The organism is Acinetobacter corruptisaponis, assembly GCF_030053775.1.
Lineage (GTDB): Bacteria > Pseudomonadota > Gammaproteobacteria > Pseudomonadales > Moraxellaceae > Acinetobacter > Acinetobacter corruptisaponis.
Genome location: NZ_CP125669.1, coordinates 1,927,214 through 1,952,151, shown reverse-complemented (window position 1 = coordinate 1,952,151; position 24,938 = coordinate 1,927,214). Strand labels below are relative to the sequence as shown.

At 42.6% G+C, this 24,938-nt stretch carries 25 protein-coding genes and 3 tRNA genes; 20 read left to right on the top strand and 8 right to left on the bottom strand.

All coding sequences use genetic code 11. The features are described from left to right. Nucleotides 1-225: 225 nt before the first annotated feature. On the bottom strand, nt 226-999 hold the full coding sequence (locus tag QLH32_RS09265) for an IclR family transcriptional regulator (protein ID WP_267981488.1): 774 nt from the start codon (nt 997-999) through the stop codon (nt 226-228). 428 nt (nt 1,000-1,427) lie between these two features. Here QLH32_RS09265 and QLH32_RS09260 point away from each other — a divergent pair, with 428 nt between their 5' ends. From QLH32_RS09260 to QLH32_RS09250, 3 genes are all read left to right on the top strand, one after another. Further along, the gene (locus QLH32_RS09260) at nt 1,428-3,521 is read left to right on the top strand and encodes an FUSC family protein (RefSeq protein WP_283266017.1); all 2,094 of its coding nucleotides are present in this window, start codon (nt 1,428-1,430) and stop codon (nt 3,519-3,521) included. Continuing rightward, a complete protein-coding gene (locus QLH32_RS09255; RefSeq protein ID WP_279961128.1) occupies nt 3,514-3,720 on the top strand; it encodes a DUF1656 domain-containing protein in 207 nt (68 codons plus the stop codon). The genes QLH32_RS09260 and QLH32_RS09255 overlap by 8 nt, the downstream gene beginning before the upstream one ends. Before the next feature lie 63 nt (nt 3,721-3,783). After that, nucleotides 3,784-4,785, top strand: coding sequence for an HlyD family secretion protein (locus QLH32_RS09250; RefSeq protein ID WP_279961129.1), 1,002 nt, complete (start codon nt 3,784-3,786; stop codon nt 4,783-4,785). Here QLH32_RS09250 and ruvX read toward each other — a convergent pair whose 3' ends face one another. The 3 genes from ruvX to recN all read right to left on the bottom strand — a co-directional run bounded on the left by ruvX (nt 4,786) and on the right by recN (nt 7,573). Beyond that, nucleotides 4,786-5,229 carry a Holliday junction resolvase RuvX gene (gene ruvX, locus QLH32_RS09245; protein WP_279961130.1) on the bottom strand — a complete coding sequence of 148 codons (444 nt, stop codon included), beginning with the start codon at nt 5,227-5,229 and terminating at the stop codon, nt 4,786-4,788. Next, the gene (locus QLH32_RS09240; RefSeq protein ID WP_279961131.1) at nt 5,222-5,776 is read right to left on the bottom strand and encodes a YqgE/AlgH family protein; all 555 of its coding nucleotides are present in this window, start codon (nt 5,774-5,776) and stop codon (nt 5,222-5,224) included. Before QLH32_RS09240 ends, ruvX begins: the two co-directional genes overlap by 8 nt. A gap of 135 nt (nt 5,777-5,911) precedes the next feature. Beyond that, a complete protein-coding gene (gene recN / locus QLH32_RS09235; RefSeq protein WP_283266016.1) occupies nt 5,912-7,573 on the bottom strand; it encodes a DNA repair protein RecN in 1,662 nt (553 codons plus the stop codon). A gap of 229 nt (nt 7,574-7,802) precedes the next feature. On the opposite strand from recN, the gene ppnP reads away from it, so the two are divergent. The 3 genes from ppnP (at nt 7,803) to QLH32_RS09220 (ending at nt 10,003) form a co-directional block, all read left to right on the top strand. Then, nucleotides 7,803-8,129 (top strand): pyrimidine/purine nucleoside phosphorylase, encoded by a 327-nt coding sequence (ppnP, locus tag QLH32_RS09230; protein WP_004680708.1) that lies wholly within the window; start codon nt 7,803-7,805, stop codon nt 8,127-8,129. 182 nt (nt 8,130-8,311) lie between these two features. After that, nucleotides 8,312-9,061 carry a 23S rRNA (guanosine(2251)-2'-O)-methyltransferase RlmB gene (gene rlmB, locus QLH32_RS09225; protein ID WP_283266015.1) on the top strand — a complete coding sequence of 250 codons (750 nt, stop codon included), beginning with the start codon at nt 8,312-8,314 and terminating at the stop codon, nt 9,059-9,061. A 30-nt stretch (nt 9,062-9,091) separates the two neighbouring features. Next, nucleotides 9,092-10,003, top strand: coding sequence for a DMT family transporter (locus tag QLH32_RS09220; RefSeq protein ID WP_283266014.1), 912 nt, complete (start codon nt 9,092-9,094; stop codon nt 10,001-10,003). Here the strand turns inward: QLH32_RS09220 and coaE are convergent. From coaE to pilB, 4 genes are read right to left on the bottom strand one after another with little or no spacing between them, the layout of a single operon-like run. Next, nucleotides 10,000-10,605 carry a dephospho-CoA kinase gene (gene coaE, locus QLH32_RS09215; RefSeq protein ID WP_283266013.1) on the bottom strand — a complete coding sequence of 202 codons (606 nt, stop codon included), beginning with the start codon at nt 10,603-10,605 and terminating at the stop codon, nt 10,000-10,002. The genes QLH32_RS09220 and coaE overlap by 4 nt on opposite strands. Before the next feature lies 1 nt (nt 10,606). Next, entirely contained in the window at nt 10,607-11,467 is an 861-nt protein-coding gene (locus tag QLH32_RS09210) for a prepilin peptidase (protein WP_283266012.1), read from the bottom strand. Between the two features lie 12 nt (nt 11,468-11,479). Further along, nucleotides 11,480-12,712, bottom strand: coding sequence for a type II secretion system F family protein (locus QLH32_RS09205; protein WP_283266011.1), 1,233 nt, complete (start codon nt 12,710-12,712; stop codon nt 11,480-11,482). Nucleotides 12,713-12,735: 23 nt separating this feature from the next. Further along, complete coding sequence (gene pilB, locus QLH32_RS09200; protein WP_283266010.1) at nt 12,736-14,448, bottom strand: type IV-A pilus assembly ATPase PilB; 1,713 nt, start codon at nt 14,446-14,448, stop codon at nt 12,736-12,738. Nucleotides 14,449-14,811: 363 nt separating this feature from the next. Between pilB and tpiA the strand changes: the two genes are divergently transcribed. The 14 genes from tpiA (at nt 14,812) to QLH32_RS09130 (ending at nt 24,935) form a co-directional block, all read left to right on the top strand. After that, the gene (gene tpiA / locus QLH32_RS09195; protein ID WP_283266009.1) at nt 14,812-15,603 is read left to right on the top strand and encodes a triose-phosphate isomerase; all 792 of its coding nucleotides are present in this window, start codon (nt 14,812-14,814) and stop codon (nt 15,601-15,603) included. A gap of 12 nt (nt 15,604-15,615) precedes the next feature. Then, the gene (secG, locus tag QLH32_RS09190) at nt 15,616-15,945 is read left to right on the top strand and encodes a preprotein translocase subunit SecG (protein WP_283266008.1); all 330 of its coding nucleotides are present in this window, start codon (nt 15,616-15,618) and stop codon (nt 15,943-15,945) included. A 57-nt stretch (nt 15,946-16,002) separates the two neighbouring features. Beyond that, nucleotides 16,003-16,087: transfer RNA gene (locus QLH32_RS09185), tRNA-Leu, on the top strand. Between the two features lie 41 nt (nt 16,088-16,128). Continuing rightward, nucleotides 16,129-16,205 (top strand) — tRNA-Met (locus QLH32_RS09180). 88 nt (nt 16,206-16,293) lie between these two features. Then, nucleotides 16,294-16,370: transfer RNA gene (locus tag QLH32_RS09175), tRNA-Met, on the top strand. A gap of 203 nt (nt 16,371-16,573) precedes the next feature. Beyond that, nucleotides 16,574-17,098 carry a ribosome maturation factor RimP gene (gene rimP / locus QLH32_RS09170; RefSeq protein WP_283266007.1) on the top strand — a complete coding sequence of 175 codons (525 nt, stop codon included), beginning with the start codon at nt 16,574-16,576 and terminating at the stop codon, nt 17,096-17,098. A 37-nt stretch (nt 17,099-17,135) separates the two neighbouring features. Next, entirely contained in the window at nt 17,136-18,620 is a 1,485-nt protein-coding gene (gene nusA / locus QLH32_RS09165; RefSeq protein WP_283266006.1) for a transcription termination factor NusA, read from the top strand. Nucleotides 18,621-18,630: 10 nt separating this feature from the next. Continuing rightward, nucleotides 18,631-21,345 (top strand): translation initiation factor IF-2, encoded by a 2,715-nt coding sequence (infB, locus tag QLH32_RS09160; protein ID WP_279961140.1) that lies wholly within the window; start codon nt 18,631-18,633, stop codon nt 21,343-21,345. Beyond that, entirely contained in the window at nt 21,345-21,743 is a 399-nt protein-coding gene (locus QLH32_RS09155; protein ID WP_267981460.1) for a ribosome-binding factor A, read from the top strand. The genes infB and QLH32_RS09155 overlap by 1 nt, the downstream gene beginning before the upstream one ends. Before the next feature lie 259 nt (nt 21,744-22,002). Next, entirely contained in the window at nt 22,003-22,758 is a 756-nt protein-coding gene (locus QLH32_RS09150; protein ID WP_283266005.1) for a hypothetical protein, read from the top strand. A 31-nt stretch (nt 22,759-22,789) separates the two neighbouring features. Then, complete coding sequence (locus tag QLH32_RS09145; protein ID WP_283266004.1) at nt 22,790-23,008, top strand: hypothetical protein; 219 nt, start codon at nt 22,790-22,792, stop codon at nt 23,006-23,008. Nucleotides 23,009-23,019: 11 nt separating this feature from the next. Beyond that, nucleotides 23,020-23,553: a hypothetical protein gene (locus QLH32_RS09140; RefSeq protein WP_283266003.1), complete on the top strand. Its 534-nt coding sequence runs from the start codon at nt 23,020-23,022 to the stop codon at nt 23,551-23,553. Nucleotides 23,554-23,799: 246 nt separating this feature from the next. Further along, entirely contained in the window at nt 23,800-24,021 is a 222-nt protein-coding gene (locus QLH32_RS09135) for a hypothetical protein (protein WP_283266002.1), read from the top strand. Nucleotides 24,022-24,110: 89 nt separating this feature from the next. After that, nucleotides 24,111-24,935, top strand: a complete 825-nt coding sequence (locus QLH32_RS09130; RefSeq protein WP_283266001.1) for a hypothetical protein — start codon at nt 24,111-24,113, stop codon at nt 24,933-24,935. The last annotated feature ends 3 nt before the right edge of the window (nt 24,936-24,938 follow it).

Here is a 24,938-nt window from a genome sequence, read left to right as displayed (position 1 = left end):
GTAGAGCTGTATAAATGAAAGCCTTTCTTTTGAAAGGCTTTTTTATATTTGATCATAAAAAACAGACAAGAAAAAAGCCCATAACAACGATGAGCTTAGTTCTCTAACTCTAAGGAAAAGTCATGCTCTTTTGGGGAGAGTATGCTGAAGAAAAGAATCATCATATGAGAATTTGTTGATATTTACAACGCATAAAAATGTAAATATTTTTTAATATTCTCAGGTTTAATTTCCCTGACTTTCAGAAAGGGTGGCAAATTTATGCTCAATCTGTGCAGCATTGCCTTGCAAGATTTCAATCAGCTTTTGAATGTTCAGAAAGTCAAAACGGTTCTTTGAGGCAACCAACGTCAATGCAATGGGTGCTTCCTTGCTTGAGAAACGAATTGGCACTGAAAGGCCACAAACCATCGGGTCAATCTCACCCTGTGATAAATAAAAGCCCTGTTTCTTAATTTTTCGCATCTGCTGCATAAACTCATCAGCATTATGGGCAAAGCCAACCTGAGATAGTTCCTGGGTAAACTGTTGATAGTAGGCCTGAATCCGTTGCTTGGTTAAATGGGCAATCACGATTTTTGGAGAGGCTCCGACATATACAGGACGCGGACAGCCCCTGCCATATGAGATGAGTTCCGCTTCCTTAAAGGTTTCATGGTGCAGGTCGATGCAATAGTCATGGTTTAGGTAGGTCAGCAGGCAGCACAGTTCGGTACGTTCCACAATATCCCGCATAAAGGGGATGCTGATCTGCACCAATGGGTCGGTACTGTGTGAAATATAATCCAGTACGGCAATTTTAGAACCTAAAGTGTAGTCACCTGATGTACCACTGATCCGCTTTAACATATCAGTTGACACCAGTTCCTTGAGGTAACGGTAGGCGGTTGGTTTGGAAAGACCGAGCTCATCACAAATGATATCGACATTGATAATCGGGCGTGAAACTGAAAACAAGTCCAGCACGGTGAGAATTTTACCAAAACTCGAAATTGCCATGATGAGACATCTACTCCTTAAAATAACCTTAAAACCGAACTTTTATTGCTTTATAACAGAAAAATTTAAGGTCGGATATGGACTTTTGGACTTGATCGGCAGGCAAGATTAAATTAATGCTTCTGCTGAGAAAATCAGGGTGTTTTAAAAGTATTATTTTAAATTAAATTTGTAAATTATCAAATAGTGATAATTTGTCTTGACTAATGTGCTGGGTTTTGAAAAAATTGTCAGTGCAATGTCTTTATTGGATAATTATTTTTAGGCTCATGCTGCAAAAACTCCAATCATTGTGCATCACTTCAAATCATCAGTTCTCACCTTGTCAAAGCAATCTGGTTGTTTCCAGATTGGCTGATTCTGCCGTCACGTTTATATGTGAGGTAGATGATCGGGGCGGTAGACTGATCCTGAATTGAGACACGTTCATGTTATTTAAACAGTTGTTGGCTTTTCGCCCGAGCCGACTTGACCTCATTTTTGCCTGCAAAACATTTGTGGCAGGTATGTTGGCGCTGTTTGTCTCATTTGAGCTGGATTTGATTAATCCAATGTGGTCGATTGGAACAGTGATGATCATTGCCAATCCCTATTCAGGCATGGTGTCCTCAAAATGTGTCTACCGCCTGATTGGTACGCTTGCAGGGGCAATGATTGCCTTGCTGTTGACACCACATTTTATTAATACGCCGTGGCTGTTTACCGTTGTGCTGTCCTTATGGGTTGGCTTTGCTTTATATATTTCATTGCTGGACCGCACACCACGTAGTTACGTGTTTATGCTGGCGGGATACTCAACCGCAATGATTGTCTATAACGCCATTACCTATATGGACACTTACAATATCTTTGATATTGCTTTGGCCCGTGTACTGGAAATTTCAGTGGGGGTCATTTCAACCGCTGTGGTTTCAGCCACATTCTTTCCCGTTCATGTGGGTGCTATGATTAAGCAGCGTGTCAATAAAACCCTGAATGATCTGGAAAGTACTTTTGAGAAGCTGGTGATGATTCAGGAGTCGCCAGATAGTTACACTCAGGTTTTGTCCGTAATTACCCGTGATGCCTCGGATATCCATGCCTTGGCGGTGCATCTAGCCTATGAAAAAGGTGAACTCAAAGGCATGACCAAACCGTTGCAGGAAATGCTGCATCAGGTTTCACTGGTGGTTGCCAACCTTGTCGCCTTATCCCAGCGGGTCAAACAGCTTGAGCAAATGCAACTGACCAGTCTTTCGCCACATTTAAACGTAATTCGTCAGGATGCCTTGGCTTTTTTAAAGCAGGAACGAACATTAACGGCTATGGATTTGCAAGGCTTGCCAAACAGGTTTGAACAGGATTTTGCCGAACTGATCTTGATGGCAACGCCTGAGCAGCAAATTGTATTGGCTGCATTGAAGATGGATGTGCGCCATTTTATTACCAATATTCTGGCAGTGAAGCTGCTGTGGCAACAGATTCAGCAAGGCAATAAAGAGATTCCTGCGGAAATCACGGCAATGACCACCAAATATCCAAGTTTGCACCGCGATCATGGTATTGCGATTCGGGGTGGAATCAGTGCGGTCTTGATTACCTTTATTGTCACTGCCGCATGGATTCTTTCAGGCTGGAAAGCAGGTTTTATGATGGCGCAGATGGGTGCAATTACCGCCTGTATCTTAACGGCTTTGGACAATCCTGTGCCTGTACTGCGGATTTTCATTTGGGGCAGTATTGTCTCGGCGGGTCTGGTGTTTGTATATGCCTTTGGGATATTTCCGCATATCACGGCATTTTGGCAACTGGCCTTGGTTTTATTCCCAGTGTTTCTGGTGGCTGTCACAATGATGGCCAATCAGATGCTGATGCCGATTGGTATGGTGCTTGGAATTAACACCATGATGGGGCTGAATCTACATAATAAATACACCATTGATGCAGTGTCCTATCTGGACAGCTCATTTGCAATGATTCTGGGGGTATTGGTTTCACTGATTGTGATTGACCTTGTACGTGCCGTTTCACCCGACACCAGCGCGACCCGAATTTTGGCCCTGCATTACCAGGCCATGCGTCAGGCAATTAACCTGTCCTATGGCAGTGACTTCAAGATTCATTTACGCAGCATGCTGGACCGTGTTGGGGTGCTGAATACCAAGATGGTACAGAATCCAGAGATCAAGACCTCAATCCAGAATGCATTGATTGAGAGTAGTTCAATTATTGATTTGGTGCGTTTGCAGGAAATCAGCCAGAAGTTGCCTCAATTCGATGATTTACAGTATGCCGTCAAGCTATTGCAACAGCAGCTTGCTGAATACTTTCAATCACAGGAGGCGCAGCTTTCGCTGAATCATTTTCCAATACAGATTGTGCAGCAGATAGAGGTCTTACAGGGCATTGCAGAACAGATTGAAGATAGGCAATTGCGTCAACGGTTGCTGATTTCCCTTAACAATATTTGCAAAAGTATTGGGCATATTTCAACAGAACAGAAGTATTCGGAAATGTATGGCTTAGGTGTGTCCCATGGGTGAAATGAATATTTATGGGATCTATTTTCCTATCTTATTGGTGCAGGCCATTATTGCCTATGTGTTGTTTAAGGTCATGAGTCCATTGATTGACCGTCTAGTGGTGAAAGGCTGGATTGCACTGCCCAGTATTTTCAATCTGTGCTTCTACCTGGGGTTGCTATTGCTGGTGCATGGGCTGTTTGTCTGGTTGTGGATATAAGGTTTTTAAATAGATTCTTCATGAAATTGAACAAGCTGGAAATAAGTGTGAAAGGTGATCAACATGAATGCATTTGATGTGCGCAAAGTCATACGTCCGATTGTATTACTGGTGGCGGTTTTCATTGCGGTTTATGCGGTGGTGCATTTATGGAATTACTACAATGCCGCACCGTGGACGCGTGATGGACGTGTGCGTGGCGATGTGGTTCAGGTTGCCTCTGATGTCAATGGTCTGGTGACAGAGGTACTGGTACAGGACAACCAGACCGTGAAAAAGGGGCAGGTGCTTTTTAAGGTTGATGTTGCACGTCAGGCACTTGATGTTGAGCAGGCCAGGTCTGATCTGGCTAAAGCCAAAGCAGGATTGGCTCAGGCACATGCAAATCTGGCAGGTGCCAAAGCCAGTCTGGTCAAGACAGAAGCCAATATGAAATTGGCGGAAAAGAATGCGGCACGCTATGCCAGCCTGATGGATGGTGCGATTTCCAAAAAGGAACAGGATCAGGTTTTTGCAACGCGTGATCAGGCCATTGCCGAGCGAGAGCAACTGGTGGCAAGCATTGAGCAGGCCAATGCCGCTATTCAGCAGCAACAGGCCCTGATTGAGGTTGCCAATAGCAATCTACATTTGGCGCAGTTGAATTTACAGCGTTCAGAAGTGGTTGCACCAGCGGATGGTACCTTATCGAACTTTGATTTGCGTGTCGGTAATTATGTGAAAGTGGGGCAGGCGGTTGCGGCCTTGCTTGATCGTCATCAACTGTATGTGGTGGGTTATTTTGAGGAGACCAAACTCAATCGTATTCATGTGGGAGATCAGGCCACAGTACAGCTCATGGGAGATCACCAGAAAATTCGTGGGCATGTGCAGGGCATTGCAATGGGAATTGAAGATCGTGAGCGTTCAGGTAGCTCCAATTTATTGGCAAATGTGAATCCCACCTTTAGCTGGGTACGTTTGGCCCAGCGTGTGCCAGTGAAAATTGTGCTGGATGAGCAACCACAGAATCCGTTGGCCTTTGTTTCAGGACGAACAGCAACGGTTAGAATTATTGAAAAATGATCAAGGTATAATCCCAGCAGGATCACGATACCAGCTTTGAATCAGTAGTGCAGCAGCAAAACTATCCGCTGATAAACGTTTGGCTCGGCCTTGTTCCTGATAAAATTCGAGTTCTTGCCTTGCTTCACGGGTGGTGAGACGTTCATCCACCATCCATGTTTCAATATTGGTCTGATGGCGTAAACGCCGTGCAAACTTACGCGCACGCGCTGACAGTTCAGACTCAGTTTCATCCATATTCAATGGCAAACCCACCAAAAACAGATTTGGTTGCCATTCTCTGACCAGTTTTAACAATTGATTCCAGTCAGGAATACCATCTTTCATGGCAAATAATGGCAGGGGAGTGGCACTTTCAATAGTGGATTGACCAATTGCCATCCCCATTTTTTGGGTACCAAAATCAAAAGCCATGATGGATTGGGACGCTTGCATATCAGGCATGACCAATCTCGGAAGCAAACCAGATACGGTCTACCCCAATTTTTTTATAGGCGGCATCCCAGCGGTCGTCATAAGGCAAGTTGAAAATCAGGTCCATGTCGGATTCACAGATTAGCCAGTCACCCCGTGCAATTTCTTCCTCAAGCTGGTTTTTGCTCCAGCTCGCATAGCCTAACGCAATCTGGTAACGCCCCACACCTTCGTTATGGGCAATCGCATCCAGAATATCCTTGCTGGTGGTGATACAGACATTCTCTCCAACCGCAATCGACGAGTGCCAGGTTGGTTGGCCCGTATGCAGCACAAAGCCAGCTTCAGGACGTAAAGGGCCACCCTGCAAAACCGCATGTGGCTGTACGTTGTCTGCATCGATCTCCAAATCGTTGAGAAGTTCCCTGATCTGTAGGTTTGATGGGCGATTAATCACGATGCCCTGAGCACCATCCTCATCATGACGAGCAACATAAATGACTGTGTTTGCAAAGAAGTCATCTGCCATGTCTGGTGGAGCGATAAGACAACGGTGAGTTAAATATTGTTTCGTCACCTAGGCGGTTCTCCATCAAAACAAGTCCCACTTTAAAAAGGGGGATTTAGGGGGATTAAATAATAGGTTGTTTTTATCAACATACAAGAGTTGATCGGATTTCGCCAATCATTTTCTGATATTTTGTCGCATAAGCTAGGCTGACTGGAATTTGAGCTGACGTAACTGTCTGGCGTGCTGCAAGGTGGTTTCGCTAATTTCAACACCACCAGACATGCGGGCAAGCTCCAGAATACGCTGTTCTTCATCCAGTTCAATGATGGTGCTGCTGGCGGGGTCGGTCTGTTGTTTCTTCACCAGTAAATGCTGGTCAGACTGTGCCGCAACCTGGGCCTGATGGGTGATACAAAGCAACTGTACGTGCTGTGCCAAGTCAGCCAATAAACGCCCCACCACTTCAGCCGTACCACCACTAATCCCGACATCGATTTCGTCAAATACCAACACCTCAGATTCGGTTTTTTCAGCATTCATGACCTGCATCACCAGGGCGATACGTGACAGTTCACCGCCTGATGCAACACGGGCCAGCGGTTGTGGTGGAATACCCTTGTTGGCCGTGAATAAGAGTTGAATAAAACTTAGACCCTCGGCATTGGCTGCTTCCAGAGGTTCAAACTTAAACTCAAAATATGCTTCTGGTAATGCCAGTGGTTTGACTTGCTCAGTCAGTTGTTTCGCCAATGGAATGGCAGCTTCACGACGGATTTTATCCAGATGCCGTGCCTGTTGCATAAACTCCTGATAGGAGGTTTCAACCTGCTCCGCCAAGGTTTCAGGATCTTCCAGTTGATGTAGCTGCTCCAGTTCCTGCTGCCAGGTTTCATATTCCTGTTTGAGCAGTTCAGGCTGGGTACGGTATTTACGTGCAAGGCGGTGAAAGATTTCCAGGGTTGCATTGAGCTGTTCCATGCGCTCAGGATCAAAGCTTTGACGGTCAATAAACTGACGTAGGCTTGAGGTGGCATCATCAATCTCACTTTGTGCATTTAAGAGTGAATTGTAGATACTGGAAAGCTGTTCGCTGCGACCCGCATGCGACTCGAAACGACGAATAATGGAAGCGATTTCCTGCGTAATGTTTTGCTCAGCCTCATCCAGCACATTTAGGCCATAACCACAGTCCTGCATAATGTGTTCATGGTGGCTAAGGCGGTCAAATTCCTGTTCAATCTCTCGATAATCGGTTTGAATCACATCTTCCAGTTCTTCTATCTGTGATTCAAGGGATTGTATTCTTTGAATTCGGGTAGTTTGAGCTTCTAATGCGGTTTGATGTTGTCTAATATTTCTTTGCCATGTCGCATAGGCATCACGTACTGTATCGGCGGGAGCGGCAAAGTTGCTATAACGGTCGAGCCAGTGTTTCGGGTAGGGCGGTTCAAGTAACTGCTGTTGGCTATGCTGGCTATAGAGCTGGACCAACAAACGTCCAATTTCCTTGAGTTCAGCCAAGCTACTTGGACGGCCATTAATCCACGCCTTGCTGCGTCCAGTGGCAAAAATCACGCGTCTTAAATGAATCTCACCTGAATCCTCATCCAGTTCATGCTCAGCCAACCATTTAGCCTCTACACTATCGGGTTTATAGCTAAAAACAGCGGTCACATCGGCCTTATCCGCCCCATAGCGTACATAGTTGGTGTCGGTACGTTCCCCCAGACATGCGGAGAGTGCATCTAACAATAACGATTTGCCTGCGCCAGTTTCACCAGTCAGCACATTGAAACCCTGTTCAATGTCCAGTGCCAGATGGTCGGCAAGTGCAAAATTAATTAAAGTTAAATGGGTGAGCATAAATGCATCCAATGCACAGAATATTTTGCTTAAAGATAAAGAAGTTTTATCGTAGCGACAAGAGTGAATTACGCTTGGCAATATTAAAAAAATAAAATCAACAGGCACTAAATATGGGAATAAAAATTGCTAGTTTTGCATAAGGAAATGGATTGATTAGTTGCGATGGCACAATTAAACTACGTCCAGCATAATCTAATATAAATGCGGCATTATTTGGAGAGTACGCATGAGTTCAGTGCAGTTTGATCATGTAACGGTCATCAAAAAATCGAATGTGTATTTTGGTGGGGCATGTATCAGTCATACAGTACAGTTTGAAGACGGTACAAAAAAGACTTTAGGTGTGATTTTACCCACTGAACAGCCTTTAACCTTTGCGACCCATGTGCCAGAGCGTATGGAGATTATTTCGGGTGAATGTCGGGTTAAAATCGCTGACAGCACTGAAAGTGAATTGTTCCGTGCGGGACAGTCTTTCTATGTGCCTGGAAATAGCAAGTTTGACATTGAGACGGATGAAGTCCTTGATTACGTTTGCCATTTAGAAGGCTAACCTATTCCTGTCTAAATCGGGTACACTAGATTTAATGGAAATCCTGTAAAAGTCATTTTGCAGGATTTTTTATTAAGTTCCCTTGCGGAGCTATAACAGCTCCTTACCTGTAAAGTCACTTTGCAGGATTTTTATTTTTAGGAAATCTCCTTTTATATTCCGCTTTCTTAAAGAGGTCGTTCATGGCTAAACCTGAATATTATTATGGCGTTCATTCAGTGGAGTCATTGCTGGAGTTGGAGCCTGAACGAGTCTTGACCTTATTCACCTTGAAAGGGCGTGATGACCAGCGTTTGCAAAAGATTTTGCAGTTGGCTGAACCTTTTGGAATTAGCGTACAGAAAGCCAGCCGAGACAGTCTGGAAAAACTGGCAGGTCTGCCATTTCATCAGGGGGTGGTGGCGGCTGTACGTCCACATCCAACCTTAAATGAAAAAGATCTGGACCAGTTGATGCAGCAATCACCTGATGCCTTATTGTTGGCATTGGACCAGGTGACGGACCCGCATAATTTGGGAGCCTGTATTCGTACTGCGGCGGCAATGGGGGTGCAAGCCGTGATTGTGCCGCGTGACCGTTCAGCAAGTTTAACCCCGATAGCACGTAAAGTTGCAGCGGGCGGGGCCGAGAAAGTGAAGTTTATTCAGGTCACCAATTTGGCTCGCACTTTGGCACATCTCAAAGAGACAACACATACCCGTGTGATTGGCACAATGCTGGATGAAAAGGCATTGCCTATTCAACAGTGTGATTTTAACGGTCCAGTGGTGATTGTGATGGGGGCGGAAGATACAGGATTAAGACCTATAACCCAGTCGCAATGTGACCAAACCGTTTATATCCCTATGTCTGGTGATTTACAAAGTTTAAACGTCAGTGTGGCGACAGGGATGACACTTTATGAGGCATGCCGTCAGCGTAATGCTGTATAATTCACACAATTATCGTCAATGTAATTAAAAATGACTGCTCGCACGCAAGGCTATCTGTTTGTCTGTATCACCATGTGCATCTGGGGTGGTTTTACCATTCTCTCCCGTTTAAATCTGCACTGGCATGTCAGTGCCTGGGACTTGGTGGCAATGCGTTTTGCGATTGCTTTTATCATTCTCATGCCTGTGCTGGTGTATAAAAAAGATTTGGCATTCTTGTGGCATCCCCGTCCAATTATTTTGGCCTTAACTGGTGGGTTGGCCTACTGTCTAACGGTTTATACTGCTTTTTTACATGCACCCGCAGCGCATGCCGCAATTTTTCTCAATGGTTGTATTCCACTGTGTACTGCCGTAGCTGCTTATTTATTGTTTAAACAGCCTTTTGACAAACATACCTGGCTCAGTCTCATCATTATGTTGAGTGCTCTGGCACTGATGAGCTACCTGATGTTGCATGAGCAGGCTTCTGCTTTTGGCCTTGGCGATATTCTCTTTTTTCTGAGTGCGGTTTGGTGGGGCATCTTCACTGTATTGTTAAAACAATGGAAATTATCAGCCTGGCATTCAATGGCAAGTGTGGCGATTTGGTCAGCACTGATTTATTTACCGATCTATATCCTGTTTATTCCTAAACATTTTCAGGAAGCAGAGCCTGTCCATTTGCTGATACAGGGGGTATTTCATGGTGTTTTGGTGGTGATTATTGCAACCCTGACTTATGTTGCTGCAATTGAACGTTTGGGTGCATTTAAAACGGGAAGCATTGTGACCTTGGCGCCATTTATTGCTGCTGTCATTGCTGTACCGCTGTTAAATGAACCTTTGAGTCCAGCGATTATGTGTGGATTGGTGGGTATGGGTATTGGTGCGTTACAACCATGGCGCTGGTTCCGTAAAGATGCATTAACGGCCCAGTTGTCTCAACAGAAACAGGATTAGCCGATCTGCTCAGCCCGCTGTAAATAGTTTAGGTGCAATGGTTTGAGTTGTTTGTGCAGATGTTCAAGTAGTCCATCGTTCAGCACAATATCATTGGCGAGCTGTTGTTTTTGAGTACGGGGCATTTGAGCTGCAATAATCTTTCGTATTTGTTCTTCAGTTTGCCCATCACGCTGGCTGGCACGTTGTAACTGGGTTTGTTCGTCTGCATCAATCAGCAAGGTGTGTTGGACCAGTTCATGTTGGTTGGTTTCAAAGAGCAGGGGTGAAACCAGAATCACGTAGGGGCTTTCTGCTTGGTGTAACTGCTGGATGATGGATTGGCGAATAGCAGGATGAGTAATCTGTTCTAGGCTCTGACGAGCTTCAGGGAACTGAAAAATATGTTCACGTAGTGCTCGACGATCTAGATTACCATCTTTTAATACTACCCAGTCGCCAAACACCTGTTGAATTTTCTGTAGCGTTGGCTGGCCTGGTTCAACAATTTCCCTTGCCACAACATCAGCATCAATGACGCGAATACCTTGGGATTCAAACCATTGCGTGGCGGCTGACTTACCACTGCCAATCCCGCCTGTAATGCCCAAGATAAAACGCATATTAACCACCTAAATAGACTTTCATAATTTGATCTCCCCATAAAAATGCGATCCAGCCTGCAATCGCAATATAGGGACCAAAGGCAAAGGGCTGATTTTCACCACGTATCTTCATGAGAATAATACCAATAATCGCACCCACGACTGAGGAAAGCAGGACAATAAGCGGAAGCATCATAGGCCCCATCCATGCACCCAAGGCAGCAAGCAACTTAAAGTCACCATATCCCATACCTTCTTTACCAGTTACCAATTTAAAAAGATAGTAAACGACCCATAGGCAGAGGAAACCAATCAAATAACCCCAAATCGCTGACGTGGCAGTTGTATAAATTGCAAAACTGTTAATTCCTAAGCCTAGTGCTGCCAAAGGAAGCGTAAAGCGGTCTGGCAGCAATTGTGTATCGAAATCAATAAAAGTGAGTGTGATCAATACCCATGTGAGGACTAAACCAAAGAGCATCTGAATGGTTGCACCAAATACTGCTACAACGATTAATGAACAAACCATGGTGAGAAGTTCAATCAATGGATAGCGAATACTAATTGGATTCTGGCAGGAACCGCATTTACCACTAAGTATGATCCAACTAATTACAGGTATATTCTGATACCAGCGAATAGGGGATTTACATTGAGGACAGGTTGAGGCAGGTTGGCTTAGTGTTAACTTACTTTGATCAATAAGTGGTTGCTCTGGATGAAGCAGCATTTGGCATTCCTGATGCCATTCTTGCTCCATCATTTTTGGCGTACGAAAAATAACAACATTGAGAAAACTACCAATACATAGACTAAAAAGCCCAACTGCTAGGTACAATGCAGCTCGGTTTTCGATAAAATAAAAAATCAATTCTTGCATTCAATCACCAGATTAACTACCAACAATAGAGCCCATTTGGAAGATTGGTAGATACATGGCGATAACTAACCCTCCCACTAAAACGCCTAGAACTGCCATTATCAGTGGTTCCATCATAGAGGTTAAGCCATCCACAGCATTGTCTACTTCATTTTCGTAATGAGTTGCTACTTTGTCTAACATTGCATCAAGTGCACCCGATTCTTCACCAATTGCAACCATCTGCACGGCCATGGATGGGAAACGGTTGGATGCTCGCATCGCAAATTGTAGTTGTTGACCAGTGGCAACATCTTCACGGATTTTCATTACCGCTTCTTCATAGATAACATTGTTGGTAGCACCAGCAGTTGATTCCAATGCATCAATAAGTGGAACACCTGCTGCAAATGTGGTCGCTAAGGTGCGGCTATAACGGGCGATAATCGCCTTGTAGACTAGATCCCCAAAAATAGGTGCTTTTAGTGCCATTTTATCTAAAGTATCTCTAAATTTTTTACTTCGTTTCTTTGCCTCAAGGAAAGCTGTAAGAATGACACCGATGGCTATGATAAGAATAAACCAATATGCTTGCATCCACTTCGACATATTTACCACCATTTTAGTAAACGCTGGCAAATCTGCGCCGAAAGAACTAAATAGATCCTGAAAAACTGGCACTACCTTAACCATTAAAATAATTGTGACTATAAGTGCTGCAATAATAACAGTGATCGGATATTTCATGGCTTTTTTAATTTTTTGTTTAAGAAGCTCATTTTTCTCCTTATAAATTGCCACACGATCCAGCATCGTTTCAAGTGCACCTGATTGTTCACCTGACTCAACCAAAGAGCAGAAAAGATTATCAAAATATTGTGGATACTTTTTGAGTGCACCAGCAAAAGTATTTCCCCCCTCAACCTCACCTTTGATCCCTAATACTACTTCACGCATAGCAGGATTTTCTAATCCATCAGCAACAATTTCAAAGCCTTGAACCAATGGTACACCTGCTTTCATCATGGTTGCTAATTGACGTGTGAATATCGTAATATCCAGTGTGTTAACTTTTTTCTTTGTTAGCCCCTCGAGAATATTTTTACGTTTTTCTCGAATGTTTTTAATGGTTATTCCTTGTTTCCGTAAGGTGACTTTAGCTAAAGCCATGTTACGAGCTGGTAATTCTCCTTTAATTTTTGCCCCTTTACGGTCTACTCCGTCATAAGCAAAAGTAGGCATCATTTGCGCTTTTTTAGCTGCCATGATTGTAATCCTTTTTATTGATTTTATTCACTGGTGACTCGGTTGACTTCCTGGAGGGATGTAATCCCCTGTATCACTTTTTTCAAACCTGAGCGACGTAAATTGTTGAATCCTGCCTTTTCTGAGGCTGCTGCAATTTGTAGGGCATTACCATCTTCCATGATGATTTTAGATATTTCTGGCGTCACTTTCATGACTTCATAAATACCGACACGGCCCTTGTAGCCTTCCCTGCATTCACTACAGCCTACAGGTTGAAATATCTTAAATTCTGGGTCCGCGAGATCTTGTTCAGTAAAACCGAGTTCTAACAGACTCTGTTTTGGAATTTCCACAACTTCCTTACATTGAGCACATAAACGACGTGCCAAGCGTTGTGCAATAACCAGATTGACTGAAGTTGCGATATTAAAGGATGGTACACCCATATTACGTAAACGGGTTAGGGTTTCAGGTGCGCTATTGGTATGGAGGGTTGACATCACCATATGACCTGTCTGAGCAGCTTTAATGGCAATTTCAGCAGTTTCAAGGTCACGGATCTCCCCAACCATGATCACATCTGGATCTTGACGTAAGAATGCCTTTAGTGCGGCAGAGAAAGTTAGCCCCGTTTTAGGATTAACATTGACCTGGTTAATCCCTTCCAGGTTAATCTCGACAGGATCTTCTGCTGTGGAAATATTGGTGTCTTCAGTATTGAGTATATTGAGACCAGTATATAGGGAGACCGTTTTACCTGAGCCTGTTGGACCTGTAATAAGCAACATGCCTTGAGGTTTATCCAATGCCTCGAGGAATAGGGCTTTTTGTTCATCTTCGTAGCCAAGTGCTTCAATTCCCAACATCGCACTGGATGGATCGAGAATACGTAGTACCAGTTTTTCACCAAACAGGGTCGGTAAAGAGTTGACACGGAAGTCAATGGCCTTGGTTTTGGATAGCTTTAGCTTAATACGACCATCCTGTGGCATACGTTTTTCAGAAATGTCCATCTGTGACATGACTTTTAAACGGGATGCGAGACGATTTGCCATTTGTAAAGGGGGGGTGGCAATCTGTCGTAATACACCATCCACGCGGTATCGTACTCGATATGTTTTTTCATACGGTTCAAAATGTAGGTCGGATGCACCCATCCGAATCGCATCAATCAGCAGTTTGTTGATATATTTTACAATTGGTGATTCATCTCCCTGAGGAGCCTCATCATCGTTTTTATTCGAATCTTCAGCAACATCCACATCCAGGTCAAAATCTTCACTATCACCGAAGTCAAAACTACCACTATCACCAAACTGTTGTTCAATCAGTTTCTCAAGTTTGTTGTGTTCAACAATAATCGGTTCAATATTGAGCTTGGTATTAAAACGAATGGCATCTAATGAATCAATATTGGTCGGGTTGCTGGTCGCAACATATAGGATTTGGCCGCGTTGCACCAAAGGTACAACCCGATGTTTTTGTATCAGCTTATTGTCAGTTAGTTCCTTAGGTAATAAGGCTGTATCATATACAGCCAAGTCGAACAGAGGTTCACCGAATTCATGGGAAATACTTTCTGCAACTGTGAGTGGTGAGAGGCGCTGATGCTCAATCAGGTGAGCCACAATATCCTGTTGGGCCTTTTTTGCCGCATCAATGGAATTCTGCATGTTTGATGCAGGCAAATGCCCCTCTTCGACTAAACGCCGAATGAACCCCGAAAATTTTGGAGACGTATGTAATCCTGACATCTGTCCGCCTTGTGACAATAAATGTTTATAATAGCTATCTTACAAAATTATACTTTTGTTGCGTAAAAATACTACTAGAGAAAGTGTCGTTTTTGACTTGATTCGTATCTAAAACTTTGAACTAATCGAGTTTTTTACAAATTAATTTTCTAAAACCAAGACAATTACCTAAAAATGGAAATAATAGAATCAGTCAGGAAATGACCTATTTTCAAATAAATAGAATGCTATACCATTATAACATTAATTTTTACAAACCAACTGTAAAGTGGTTATCAGGTTAAACCAGATAAAAAAACTGAATTTTATAAAAATCCGTGTAAAATATGCAGCATTTTTTAGAAATTAGCAGTAGACCAAAGTATGTCGAGTCCGACCATTACCCCTTGGGTTGTTGGCAATTGGAAAATGAATCCAATGCATGCTGACGCTCTTCAATTAATAGAAGAATTTAAACGGCTATTACAACAGGACAATATTTTGCCTGAGCAATGCCATATTGGGATGGCACCGATTGCGATTGCCCTTACCCATGCTCAGGCACAGTTCAAGGATGCGGCTCGGACAATTTATACGGTGGCTCAGGATGTATCGCGTATAGCGGGAACGGGTGCGTATACAGGTGAAGTGAGTGCAGAATTACTCAAGGATAGCCAAATTGATTTTGTTCTGGTTGGCCATTCCGAGCGTCGTGAATTATTCGGTGATGGTGTCGAAACACTTCAGTCAAAATTGTATAATGCGCTGAATGCTGGACTTACCGCCATTTACTGTGTGGGTGAAAGCCTTGAGCAACGTGAGCAGGGACTGGCTGAGCAAGTGGTATTGCAACAAATCTGTGATATCGCCTCAGTGGTGAAGCCTGAACAGTGGCAAAACATTGTGATTGCTTATGAGCCGATCTGGGCGATTGGCACGGGTAAGACCGCTTCACCAGCAGATGCCCAAGCTATGCATGCAAAAATCCGTGAGGGGCTAAAGCAAATTACACCTGTGGGTGGGCAAATGGCAATCTTATATGGTGGCAGTGTTAAGCCTGAAAATGCAGATGAATTGGCGGCCTGCCCAGATATTAATGGCGCTTTGGTCGGTGGTGCGTCACTCAACGCACAATCTTTTTACCAAATTGCAAAAGCATTTGCACAAAATAAGTAACGGGGAATAGAAATGTATAGTTTTATACTCGTTGTACATATCATTTTAGCAATTCTAATTATTGCATTGGTTCTAGTACAACAAGGTAAGGGTGCGGAAGCGGGCGCGTCATTCGGTGGCGGTGGTGCGGCAACTGTGTTTGGTGCATCTGGGGCGGGAAATTTCCTGACCCGTTTAACTGCGATCTTTACTGCATTGTTTTTCGTCACCAGTTTAACCCTGGCGGTTTTTGCGAAAAAACAGACCACAGATGCCTATAGTTTAAAAACTGTGCAAAGTTCAACGTCTGTTCCTGCAACATCGCCTGAAACTTCATCAAATGCACCGAAAACGACAGAATAAGTCGAATTAATACTTTCCTTTTGGGATTTAAAGGAATAGAATGCGTCCCAGAAAGCTGCGGTGGTGGTGGAATTGGTAGACACGCTACCTTGAGGTGGTAGTGCTTTCGGGCGTGGGGGTTCAAGTCCCCCCTTCCGCACCAAGCTTAATAACCAGTAAGTTTGGTGTTGCAGTGATTGTTGATGCGGGATGGAGCAGTCTGGTAGCTCGTCGGGCTCATAACCCGAAGGTCGTTGGTTCAAATCCAGCTCCCGCTACCATTTGATTAAGGTGCAACTTAATCAGGCAAATGTAAAGAAAACTTAAATTGACTTTTTTTTATATTTGTATATACTTTTTGCACGTTGATGCGGGATGGAGCAGTCTGGTAGCTCGTCGGGCTCATAACCCGAAGGTCGTTGGTTCAAATCCAGCTCCCGCTACCAAGTTTCTTAAAGGAGGCTCACAGTAAGGTGGGCCTTTTTGCACAGTGGGCAATGCTTTTCTGTGTAAAATAGGGGCGATTTACGCCCTTTTTTATTGGTTGTTTGGCTGTCGTGTAGTGTCGATATGAGTCGTATGGCGTGATCAAGAACATCATGCTTCACTATACGGGATTGATTGGCTCGCATGAGAGCAACGAGAGTAAATGAAATTATCAAATAAATCTCAAGCATTATATGATCTTATCGCACCAGCTGTGGCTGCCTGTGGTGTAGATTTATGGGGGATTGAGTTCCTGCCACAAGGTAAACGTTCTTTATTACGCATTTTTATTGATAAACCGATTGATGAGAGTGCTGAACCTGTCCTGAATGAAGAGGGTGAGGTTGAACAAGGGCGTGGCATTGGTGTTGAAGACTGTGTTCGCGTGACGCAACAGGTTGGTGCCATGCTTGATGTCCATGATCCAATTTCAGGTGAGTATGCCCTGGAAGTATCCTCACCAGGTTGGGACCGTCCATTCTTTCAGTTGTCACAAATGTCTGGGTATATTGGGCAACAGGTCGCTTTACGACTCATTGCTGCCGTCGAGAACCGTCGTAAATTTCAGGCAAAACTGCTTTCCGTTGATCTGGAAAATGAAATGATTCAGGTTGAAGTGGATGCTAAGCATGTGCTTGAAATCGATAGTAATAATATTGATAAAGCAAACTTAATCTATCAAGACTAATATTAACTTAATTGTATAAGAAATCGGTAGGTGACTTATGGGCCGTGAAATTCTTACCGTTGCAGAAACGGTTAGTAATGAAAAAGGTGTTAGTCGTGAAGCAATCTTCCAAGCCCTAGAGCAAGCGCTGGTTGCGGCAACGAAGAAAAAGTTTTACGAAGGTACACATTCGGAAGAAGCTCAGCTTCGCGTTGAGATTGATCGTAAAACAGGCGATTACCGCACGTTCCGTCAATGGACTGTCGTTGCGGATGAAGATCATGAAATGCCTGCATGCCAGGATGCCATCTCAGATGTAGACCCATCGAAGTGGTCAATTGGCGATGTGCGTGAGCTGGAAGTTGAGTCGATTGAATTTGGTCGCATTGCAGCGCAAATTGCCAAGCAGGTGATTGTGCAAAAGATTCGTGAGGCAGAGCGTGCACTGGTTGCAGATGCTTATGAGTCGAAAGTGGGCGAGCTGATTTATGGTGAAGTGAAAAAGCAAACCAAAGATGGCTTTATCATTGACCTTGGTGACAATGCTGAAGCGTATTTGGCACGTGAAGAAACCATTCATAAAGAGATTTTACGTCCTAAGCAACGTATCAATGCCATTTTGTATAACGTCAACCGTGAAGGTCGTGGTGCGCAATTATTATTGTCACGTGCACGTCCTGAAATGCTGATTGCCTTGATGAAGAAAGAAATTCCAGAAATTTCTGAAGAAATCATTGAAATTAAGGCGGCAGCGCGTCAGCCAGGTGTTCGTGCTAAAATTGCAGTGAAAACCAATGACCATCGTATTGACCCTGTGGGTGCTTGTATTGGGATGCGTGGTACACGTATCCAGGCGGTACAGCAGGAGTTGAATGGTGAGCGTATTGATGTTGTGGTGTGGTCTGATGACCCAGCGCAATATATCGCAAGCGCATTGGAACCAGCTGATGTATCAGGCATTGTGCTTGATGAAGATGCACACAGTGCGGATATCATTTTCGCCACCAATGACCAGTTGGCACGTGCCATTGGTTCGCAGGGGCAAAATGTTCGTTTGGCATCGGAATTAACGGGTTATAAACTCGACATGATGCTGGAAGAAGAGTATCGTGCTCGTCAGCAAAATGAAGCACAGCAATATCTGGATATGTTTGTGTCCCGTCTCGATATTGAAGAAGATTTGGCCATGGCTTTGGTCGAAATGGGCTTCACTTCTCTGGAAGAAATTGCCTATGTGCCAGCTGAGACATTTGATGAAATCGAGCTTGAGGCTGATTTGGTCGAATTGCTGCAAAGCCGAGCAAAAGAGGCTGCTTTAACCGATGCGTTAAAACAGCAGGAAAATATTCAGGAGCCAAGTGCGGAACTTCTCGGTATGGATGGTATGACCACCGAGATTGCCTATACATTGGCGGCGCGTGGTGTGGTTACGATTGATGACTTGGCGGACCAAGCGACTGATGATATTTCAGATATCGAAGGCTTGGGCCATGACAAGGCAGGTCAATTAATCATGAAAGCACGTGAATCATGGTTTAACTAGGAGATAATAGATGACGGACAAGTCGATTCAAGAGTTAGCGCTCAGCGTAGAACGTCCTGTAGAGAAACTCCTGGAACAGGTTCGCGATGCAGGTCTACCACAGCGTAAAGCAGATGACATTATTACCACTGAACAGCAGGATACTTTGGTGAATCACCTGAAAAAAGTACATGGTCAGGGCGGTGGTAACACAGGAAAAATTGCGTTGAAACGTACAACTACCCATACAGCCAAAGTCACCAGCACTTCGGGTAAAGCAAAAAGTATCAATGTTGAGGTGCGTAAAAAGCAGGTTTTTGCCAAGCCAAATCCAGAGCAGATCGCTGCGGAAGCCAAAGCTCGTGCCGAAGCTGAGGCGAAAGCCCGTGCTGAGCAGAAAGGGCGTGAAGAAGCGGATAGCAAAGCTCGTATTCATGGTGAACAAAAAACCAATGCGACTTTGGAAGCCATGCGTGCAGCGCATACTTCTGAAAGTGCTTCACAAGCTCCTGCAAAAACCGCAGTTGTGGTGAAAAAACGTGGTAGTGACAAGGTGATTAAAGCGCCTGTTGTTAAGCCAACAGAAACACCTGAACAGAAAAAAGCCCGTGAAGCAGAAGCAGCCAAGTTAAAGGCGACTGAAGAAGCTGTACGTCGTAAAGCTGCGGAAGAAGCACAGAAGCGTACGCTGGAGCAAATGCGCCAGATGGCTTCGAAATATTCAAATGATGATGCAACCACAACCATTCGTGTGATTGATGATTCACCTTTAGCCGCTGGACTTGTTGGTCAGGCGTATGAAGATTCTTTCAATAAGGAAGACCGTGAAATCAAGCGTGGCGGTGCAACTGCAAATCCACGTGCAAGTAAGAAAGGTGGTCGTGGTGGCGATGCCCAGGCGGAGCAGAGCTTTAGCAAGAGCCATCATAAGCGTGGCTTGAAAACCAGCCAGTCAAACAAACATGGTTTTGAAAAACCTGTTAAGAAACAGATTTATGATGTAGAGATTGGTGAGAAGATCATCGTTGCCGATCTTGCACAAAAAATGGCGGTTAAGGTTCGTGAAGTCATCAAGACCCTGATGAAAATGGGTGAGCTTGTGACCCAGAACCAGGCCATTGACCAGGATACAGCAGTCCTTGTGGTTGAGGAACTAGGGCATAATCCTGTTCTTGTTTCTGATACGCAGGCAGAAGATAACTTGTTGGTTGCGGCTGAAGAAGCGCGTGGTGAGCAAACCACTCGTCCACCAGTGGTAACGATCATGGGTCACGTTGACCATGGTAAAACATCATTACTGGACCGTATCCGTCGCTCTAAGGTGGCTGCGGGTGAAGCGGGTGGTATTACCCAGCATATTGGTGCATACCACGTTGAAACTGAGAAAGGCATTATTACTTTCCTCGACACACCAGGACACGCGGCGTTTACGTCAATGCGTGCACGTGGTGCGAAAGCAACTGATATCGTGGTTCTCGTGGTTGCGGCTGATGATGGTGTGATGCCACAAACAGCCGAAGCGATTGACCATGCCCGTGCAGCAGGTACACCGATTATTGTTGCCATCAACAAGATGGACAAGGAATCAGCGGATCCAGATCGCGTACTAAATGAATTGACCACCAAAGGTATTGTGCCTGAGGAGTGGGGCGGTGATGTTCCGATTGCCAAAGTTTCAGCGCACTCTGGTGCAGGAATTGATGAACTGCTTGACTTGATCTTGATTCAGTCTGAACTGATGGAGCTTAAAGCTTCAGCAGAAGGTGCGGCGCAAGGTGTGGTGATTGAAGCGCGTGTGGATAAAGGCCGTGGTGCGGTAACATCGATTCTGGTACAAAATGGTACCTTGAACATTGGTGATCTAGTTCTTGCTGGTTCATCTTACGGTCGTGTACGTGCGATGGTTGATGAAAACGGTAAGCGTATTACGTCAGCAGGCCCTTCGATTCCAGTTGAAATCTTAGGTTTACCTGATGCACCAATGGCGGGCGATGAAGTACTTGTCGTGAATGACGAGAAGAAAGCGCGTGAAGTCGCCGATGCTCGTTCAGACCGTGAACGTCATAAGCGTTTAGAGCGTGCAAGTGCAATGCGTCTTGAAAACATCATGGCGTCTATGGGTAAAAAAGATGTTCCTTATGTGAATGTTGTACTCAAAACTGACGTGCGTGGTACTTTGGAAGCGCTTCATGTTGCACTTGATGAACTTTCTACTGATGAAGTGAAAGTACGTGTCATCGGTTCTGGCGTTGGTGCGATCACTGAGTCAGATGTAACGCTAGCTGAATCTTCTGAAGCAGTGTTATTAGGTTTCAACGTGCGTGCGGATAACACAGCGCGTCAAAAATCTGATCAGGATGGCATTGATATCCGTTATTACAGCGTGATCTATCATTTAATTGATGATGTCAAAGCTGCAATGAGCGGTAAGCTTGCACCTGAACACCGTGAAACAATTCTGGGTGTTGCAGAAGTACGTGAAGTGTTCCATTCAAGCAAGTTTGGTGCAGCAGCAGGCTGTATGGTACTTGAGGGTACATTACATCGTAACAAGCCAATTCGCGTATTACGCGATGATGTAGTGGTATTCCAGGGTGAGCTTGAATCTCTTCGTCGCTATAAAGATGTGGTGGAAGAAGTTCGTGCAGGTATGGAATGTGGTCTTGCAGTGAAAGGCTATAAAGACATCAAAGTGCAAGACAAGATCGAAGTGTATGATGTTCAATTGATTAAACGGAGTCTTTAATGGCGGGTAGCCAACGCTTAAAGCGCATGGCGGATTCGGTACAACGCGAGTTGTCTGAACTGATCCGTCAGGAGCTTAAAGATCCACGTTTGGGTGGTCTGGTGACCATCTCTGCGGTGAAAGTCAGTGCTGACATGGGATATGCTGAAGTTTATGTCACAGTGATGGGGCGTGAACTGGGTGATGATCAAAGTGAGGCAGCCAACAAGGAAACTTTAGATGTACTCAATAAAGCTTCTGGTTTTTTGCGTCATGAATTGAGCCGTCGCATCAAGACGCGTATTACGCCAAGATTGCGTTTTCATTATGATAAAACCAATGCCTATGGCAACTATATGTTTGGTTTGATTGCTGAAGCCGTGAAAGACTTGCCTGAACGTGAACAAGATAAAGAATAAGTTGTAAAGAAAGCCACCTTAGGGTGGCTTTTTTATGCTCTAAAATATTTATAAAAATAGTGGATAATATGGAAAGTTGACTTCACTCTATAATTTATAGTTTTTCGGCAACCTAAGAAATCAACTGTAAGGATAAATGTTTCTCATTTTAAAGTCATTTTGCTAGATAAATCAAAAAATTATATAGACAATTCTGTATGAAAAAAAGGCAAAACAATAGTAATATGCTTATTATGAAAAGCTTAAAACAAACTTAAAAATGCACATTCATTTTACCATTGAAGATGATCAAAAAAATATCGGGGAAGGACCAATTCAGGTTGGCTGGTTTTTAATAGAGGATAAAGCATCCATTCTATATGAACCACCTTATCGGATGCGTTCGCAATCACAAACCAAACATGCCAAGTCAGCAAGCCGTTGTCCTGCGGTATTACAGTTGGAAAGTCGCTATTTCGCGGTGAATTGTCCATTTGACTTTCACCTGCGTTTTGCAAGGGATGCACAGGGCAAGCCGACTTTAGTTAATGTATTGGGTGATCAGTCGCCTGTACGTGCCAATAAATTGAGGGAGCTGCTCACAATTGTCAATGAGAATGAATGGCGTACCCCCCAAGTCCCAATCTTACAACTGAAACTTCCGTATTGCTTTATTGCAGATGAAGTGGTGTATCTCACTCAACTGGATGCTTTTGGGCATTACCGCAAGAATCCGCTACCAGGCACGATCTTTGGTGGACGTTTTCCGATTCACATTTGGCCTCGACCACTCATGTGGGCATTTGAATGGCATGACACTTCAAAAGATTTAATTCTAAAACGTGGTGAACCTTTATTTTACTGTCAGTTTGATGGTTATGATCCATCACGAACAGTAAAACTACTTCAAGCTGAGAAAACACCTGAACTTATGCAATATATGGATCAAATAAGTGGTGTGGTGAATTATGTGAGTCAGACGTTTAGTTTGTTTAATGAGGTGGAGAAAGTGAGACCTAAAAAATTATTAAAGTAAATATAAATTTGAAATTAAGGAGGAATATAAGATGAGTATGGCAAGATATTTTCAAATATTTATGGGAATTAATTTAATTTCTATATTTTTATTGGCTTTTAGCCAAGCATCATTAGAACCAGAAAAAGGTGTGATTCCATTTACCTTTTTTTATTTAATTATTCCTTTTATTAATATTTTAGTCTTGTGGGTGTTTTGTTATCTGCCATTTTATTTTTCTAAGTTTTTTTTGATAAGGCAACTATTTTAATAAAGATTTTTATGGCTGTCTGGGCTTTTCTTATTTTATCTATATTTTTTCATAAAGATATAAATGGAAGTTTAAATATTATTAAAATAGATATTGACTATATGAGTCAACATCTTCAGGAAGATAGATTTTTATTTGTGAGTGAAGAGTTGCCGAGAAATAGAATATGGACTGGTGATAGACCTTTAGTAAAAAATATAAGAACAGGACGAGAAAACTTATTGTCATGTAATATTTATGGGGTGGCATCAAGATGTAATTATATTGGGGATAAGAAATTTAAAGGAGGAGTACATAATGTAAAGTTTTATCAAATGAGGAAGCCTTATGGTTCTAAAAGTTTAATATTTGAAATATCTGGTTATCAAGATTTCTATATTAAAGATTTTGTCAAATCTTATAAAAATACCCAAACTCGTGAGGTCTTGAATTTGGTATTTTATATTTTTTCATTTTTATTAACAATGGTTTTAATTATAGATTTAAAAATTAAGGATTGCCTTGTTTCACCATTGTACGAGACAGTATTGGATCAGTTAGAGTAATAGAAGTTAATTTGTAAGAAGAGAAATTATGGATTTTTTAACCCTACTTTCATATTTATATAAGACCCTTTTTTTTGGGGGTATATTTCTTTTGTTAACAAGTAAAAACACGCATATTTAGCTCTTTTTATTATTCTTATTTCATTTATTTTATTTTTTTATTGGTTAAAAGAGGAAACTAAGGACTATATTTATGTAAGAAAAGAGATATGTGGTGAATATGTTTATTTATCAAATAGATCATCAATGCGAGGGGCTGGAAAAACAGTTGATCTTGCTATAAAGGTAGATGGTTATGGTGATTTTATAACAGTTTGGGGTAAAAAAGAGCTTTTAGCTAAAGTAAACGAGGATAAGCTAAATGGAAAAACTCTATGTGTAAACGTAAAGATTCCTGTAGTTGATGGAGTTGAAAATTTAAAGGGTGCAACAGAAGCACAAAATTTAACTATTAAGTCTAAGGATTAAAAAAATGATGATTCAATTAACGGAAATACAAAAATTTTAACGACCCATTAACTCTAAATTAATCGGTGGTTAAATTTGTGGAATGAAATATGCAAAAATCAAAACTATTTTTATTGACAATAACACTCTTATTGCAAGGAGCATGTATGCAGAAAAGAGAACCTCCGTATATACCACAGGAGGGTGAAGTTGTGACATGGAAACAAAATGATCATTTAATTATTAAGGCTAAACTTGGAGAAAGAAGAAAACATATCATTAATGAACATTGTAAAAAATGTGAAAGAGATTTTTATAAACCACATCTTGAATATTATGTTGGACAGTTTTCGATAGATTATGTACCAGAGAAATTTGATACGATTAGTATAGCAGAAGCAAAAAGTTTATCTATGCCATACATTGATGGGCAGCTTGAGTTTGATTTAATGCTTAACAGATCTACTGTACAGGCGACGGATAGAAGTCCTTTTAGTTTACGAACAAATACTCTTGATCATATAGATCAAGTCAAAGTTTTTGTAGCTAATTTTGGAATAAATGATTTAAAGCAAAATATAAATACAAAGCAATTTTTTGAATCTAATTATATTAATAAATTAGATAGTAATCCAAGTTTTAAAAAATATAATTTAGATTGTTATAGTGATAAAAATTTTAGTGGATGGGAAAATTGTTTTGGAAAATCTAAAAATAAAATGATTTCAGGTTTTTATTTCAATATTTCACCAAATGAAGATTCTTTAATTTTGGGGAGAAGTTATGAGTTGATTTATGGAGGTATTAAGATTAATTGGTTTACAAACCAAAAAAACATAGATCACGTAAAAGATATAGATGCAGCAATATGGCGTCTTTTAGATGCATGGAATGTTTCACCAATTAAAAATATTAATGCAATTAATGAGGATTAAAAA

Bases quoted from the DNA above. Each gene is read 5' to 3' on its own strand.
- QLH32_RS09265 (WP_267981488.1), bottom strand. From the start codon at position 999: ATGGCAATTTCGAGTTTTGGTAAAATTCTCACCGTGCTGGACTTGTTT.
- QLH32_RS09260 (WP_283266017.1), top strand. From the start codon at position 1,428: ATGTTATTTAAACAGTTGTTGGCTTTTCGCCCGAGCCGACTTGACCTC.
- QLH32_RS09255 (WP_279961128.1), top strand. From the start codon at position 3,514: ATGGGTGAAATGAATATTTATGGGATCTATTTTCCTATCTTATTGGTG.
- QLH32_RS09250 (WP_279961129.1), top strand. From the start codon at position 3,784: ATGAATGCATTTGATGTGCGCAAAGTCATACGTCCGATTGTATTACTG.
- ruvX (WP_279961130.1), bottom strand. From the start codon at position 5,229: ATGCCTGATATGCAAGCGTCCCAATCCATCATGGCTTTTGATTTTGGT.
- recN (WP_283266016.1), bottom strand. From the start codon at position 7,573: ATGCTCACCCATTTAACTTTAATTAATTTTGCACTTGCCGACCATCTG.
- ppnP (WP_004680708.1), top strand. From the start codon at position 7,803: ATGAGTTCAGTGCAGTTTGATCATGTAACGGTCATCAAAAAATCGAAT.
- rlmB (WP_283266015.1), top strand. From the start codon at position 8,312: ATGGCTAAACCTGAATATTATTATGGCGTTCATTCAGTGGAGTCATTG.
- QLH32_RS09220 (WP_283266014.1), top strand. From the start codon at position 9,092: ATGACTGCTCGCACGCAAGGCTATCTGTTTGTCTGTATCACCATGTGC.
- coaE (WP_283266013.1), bottom strand. From the start codon at position 10,605: ATGCGTTTTATCTTGGGCATTACAGGCGGGATTGGCAGTGGTAAGTCA.
- QLH32_RS09210 (WP_283266012.1), bottom strand. From the start codon at position 11,467: ATGCAAGAATTGATTTTTTATTTTATCGAAAACCGAGCTGCATTGTAC.
- QLH32_RS09205 (WP_283266011.1), bottom strand. From the start codon at position 12,712: ATGGCAGCTAAAAAAGCGCAAATGATGCCTACTTTTGCTTATGACGGA.
- pilB (WP_283266010.1), bottom strand. From the start codon at position 14,448: ATGTCAGGATTACATACGTCTCCAAAATTTTCGGGGTTCATTCGGCGT.
- tpiA (WP_283266009.1), top strand. From the start codon at position 14,812: ATGTCGAGTCCGACCATTACCCCTTGGGTTGTTGGCAATTGGAAAATG.
- secG (WP_283266008.1), top strand. From the start codon at position 15,616: ATGTATAGTTTTATACTCGTTGTACATATCATTTTAGCAATTCTAATT.
- rimP (WP_283266007.1), top strand. From the start codon at position 16,574: ATGAAATTATCAAATAAATCTCAAGCATTATATGATCTTATCGCACCA.
- nusA (WP_283266006.1), top strand. From the start codon at position 17,136: ATGGGCCGTGAAATTCTTACCGTTGCAGAAACGGTTAGTAATGAAAAA.
- infB (WP_279961140.1), top strand. From the start codon at position 18,631: ATGACGGACAAGTCGATTCAAGAGTTAGCGCTCAGCGTAGAACGTCCT.
- QLH32_RS09155 (WP_267981460.1), top strand. From the start codon at position 21,345: ATGGCGGGTAGCCAACGCTTAAAGCGCATGGCGGATTCGGTACAACGC.
- QLH32_RS09150 (WP_283266005.1), top strand. From the start codon at position 22,003: ATGCACATTCATTTTACCATTGAAGATGATCAAAAAAATATCGGGGAA.
- QLH32_RS09145 (WP_283266004.1), top strand. From the start codon at position 22,790: ATGAGTATGGCAAGATATTTTCAAATATTTATGGGAATTAATTTAATT.
- QLH32_RS09140 (WP_283266003.1), top strand. From the start codon at position 23,020: ATGGCTGTCTGGGCTTTTCTTATTTTATCTATATTTTTTCATAAAGAT.
- QLH32_RS09135 (WP_283266002.1), top strand. From the start codon at position 23,800: ATGCGAGGGGCTGGAAAAACAGTTGATCTTGCTATAAAGGTAGATGGT.
- QLH32_RS09130 (WP_283266001.1), top strand. From the start codon at position 24,111: ATGCAAAAATCAAAACTATTTTTATTGACAATAACACTCTTATTGCAA.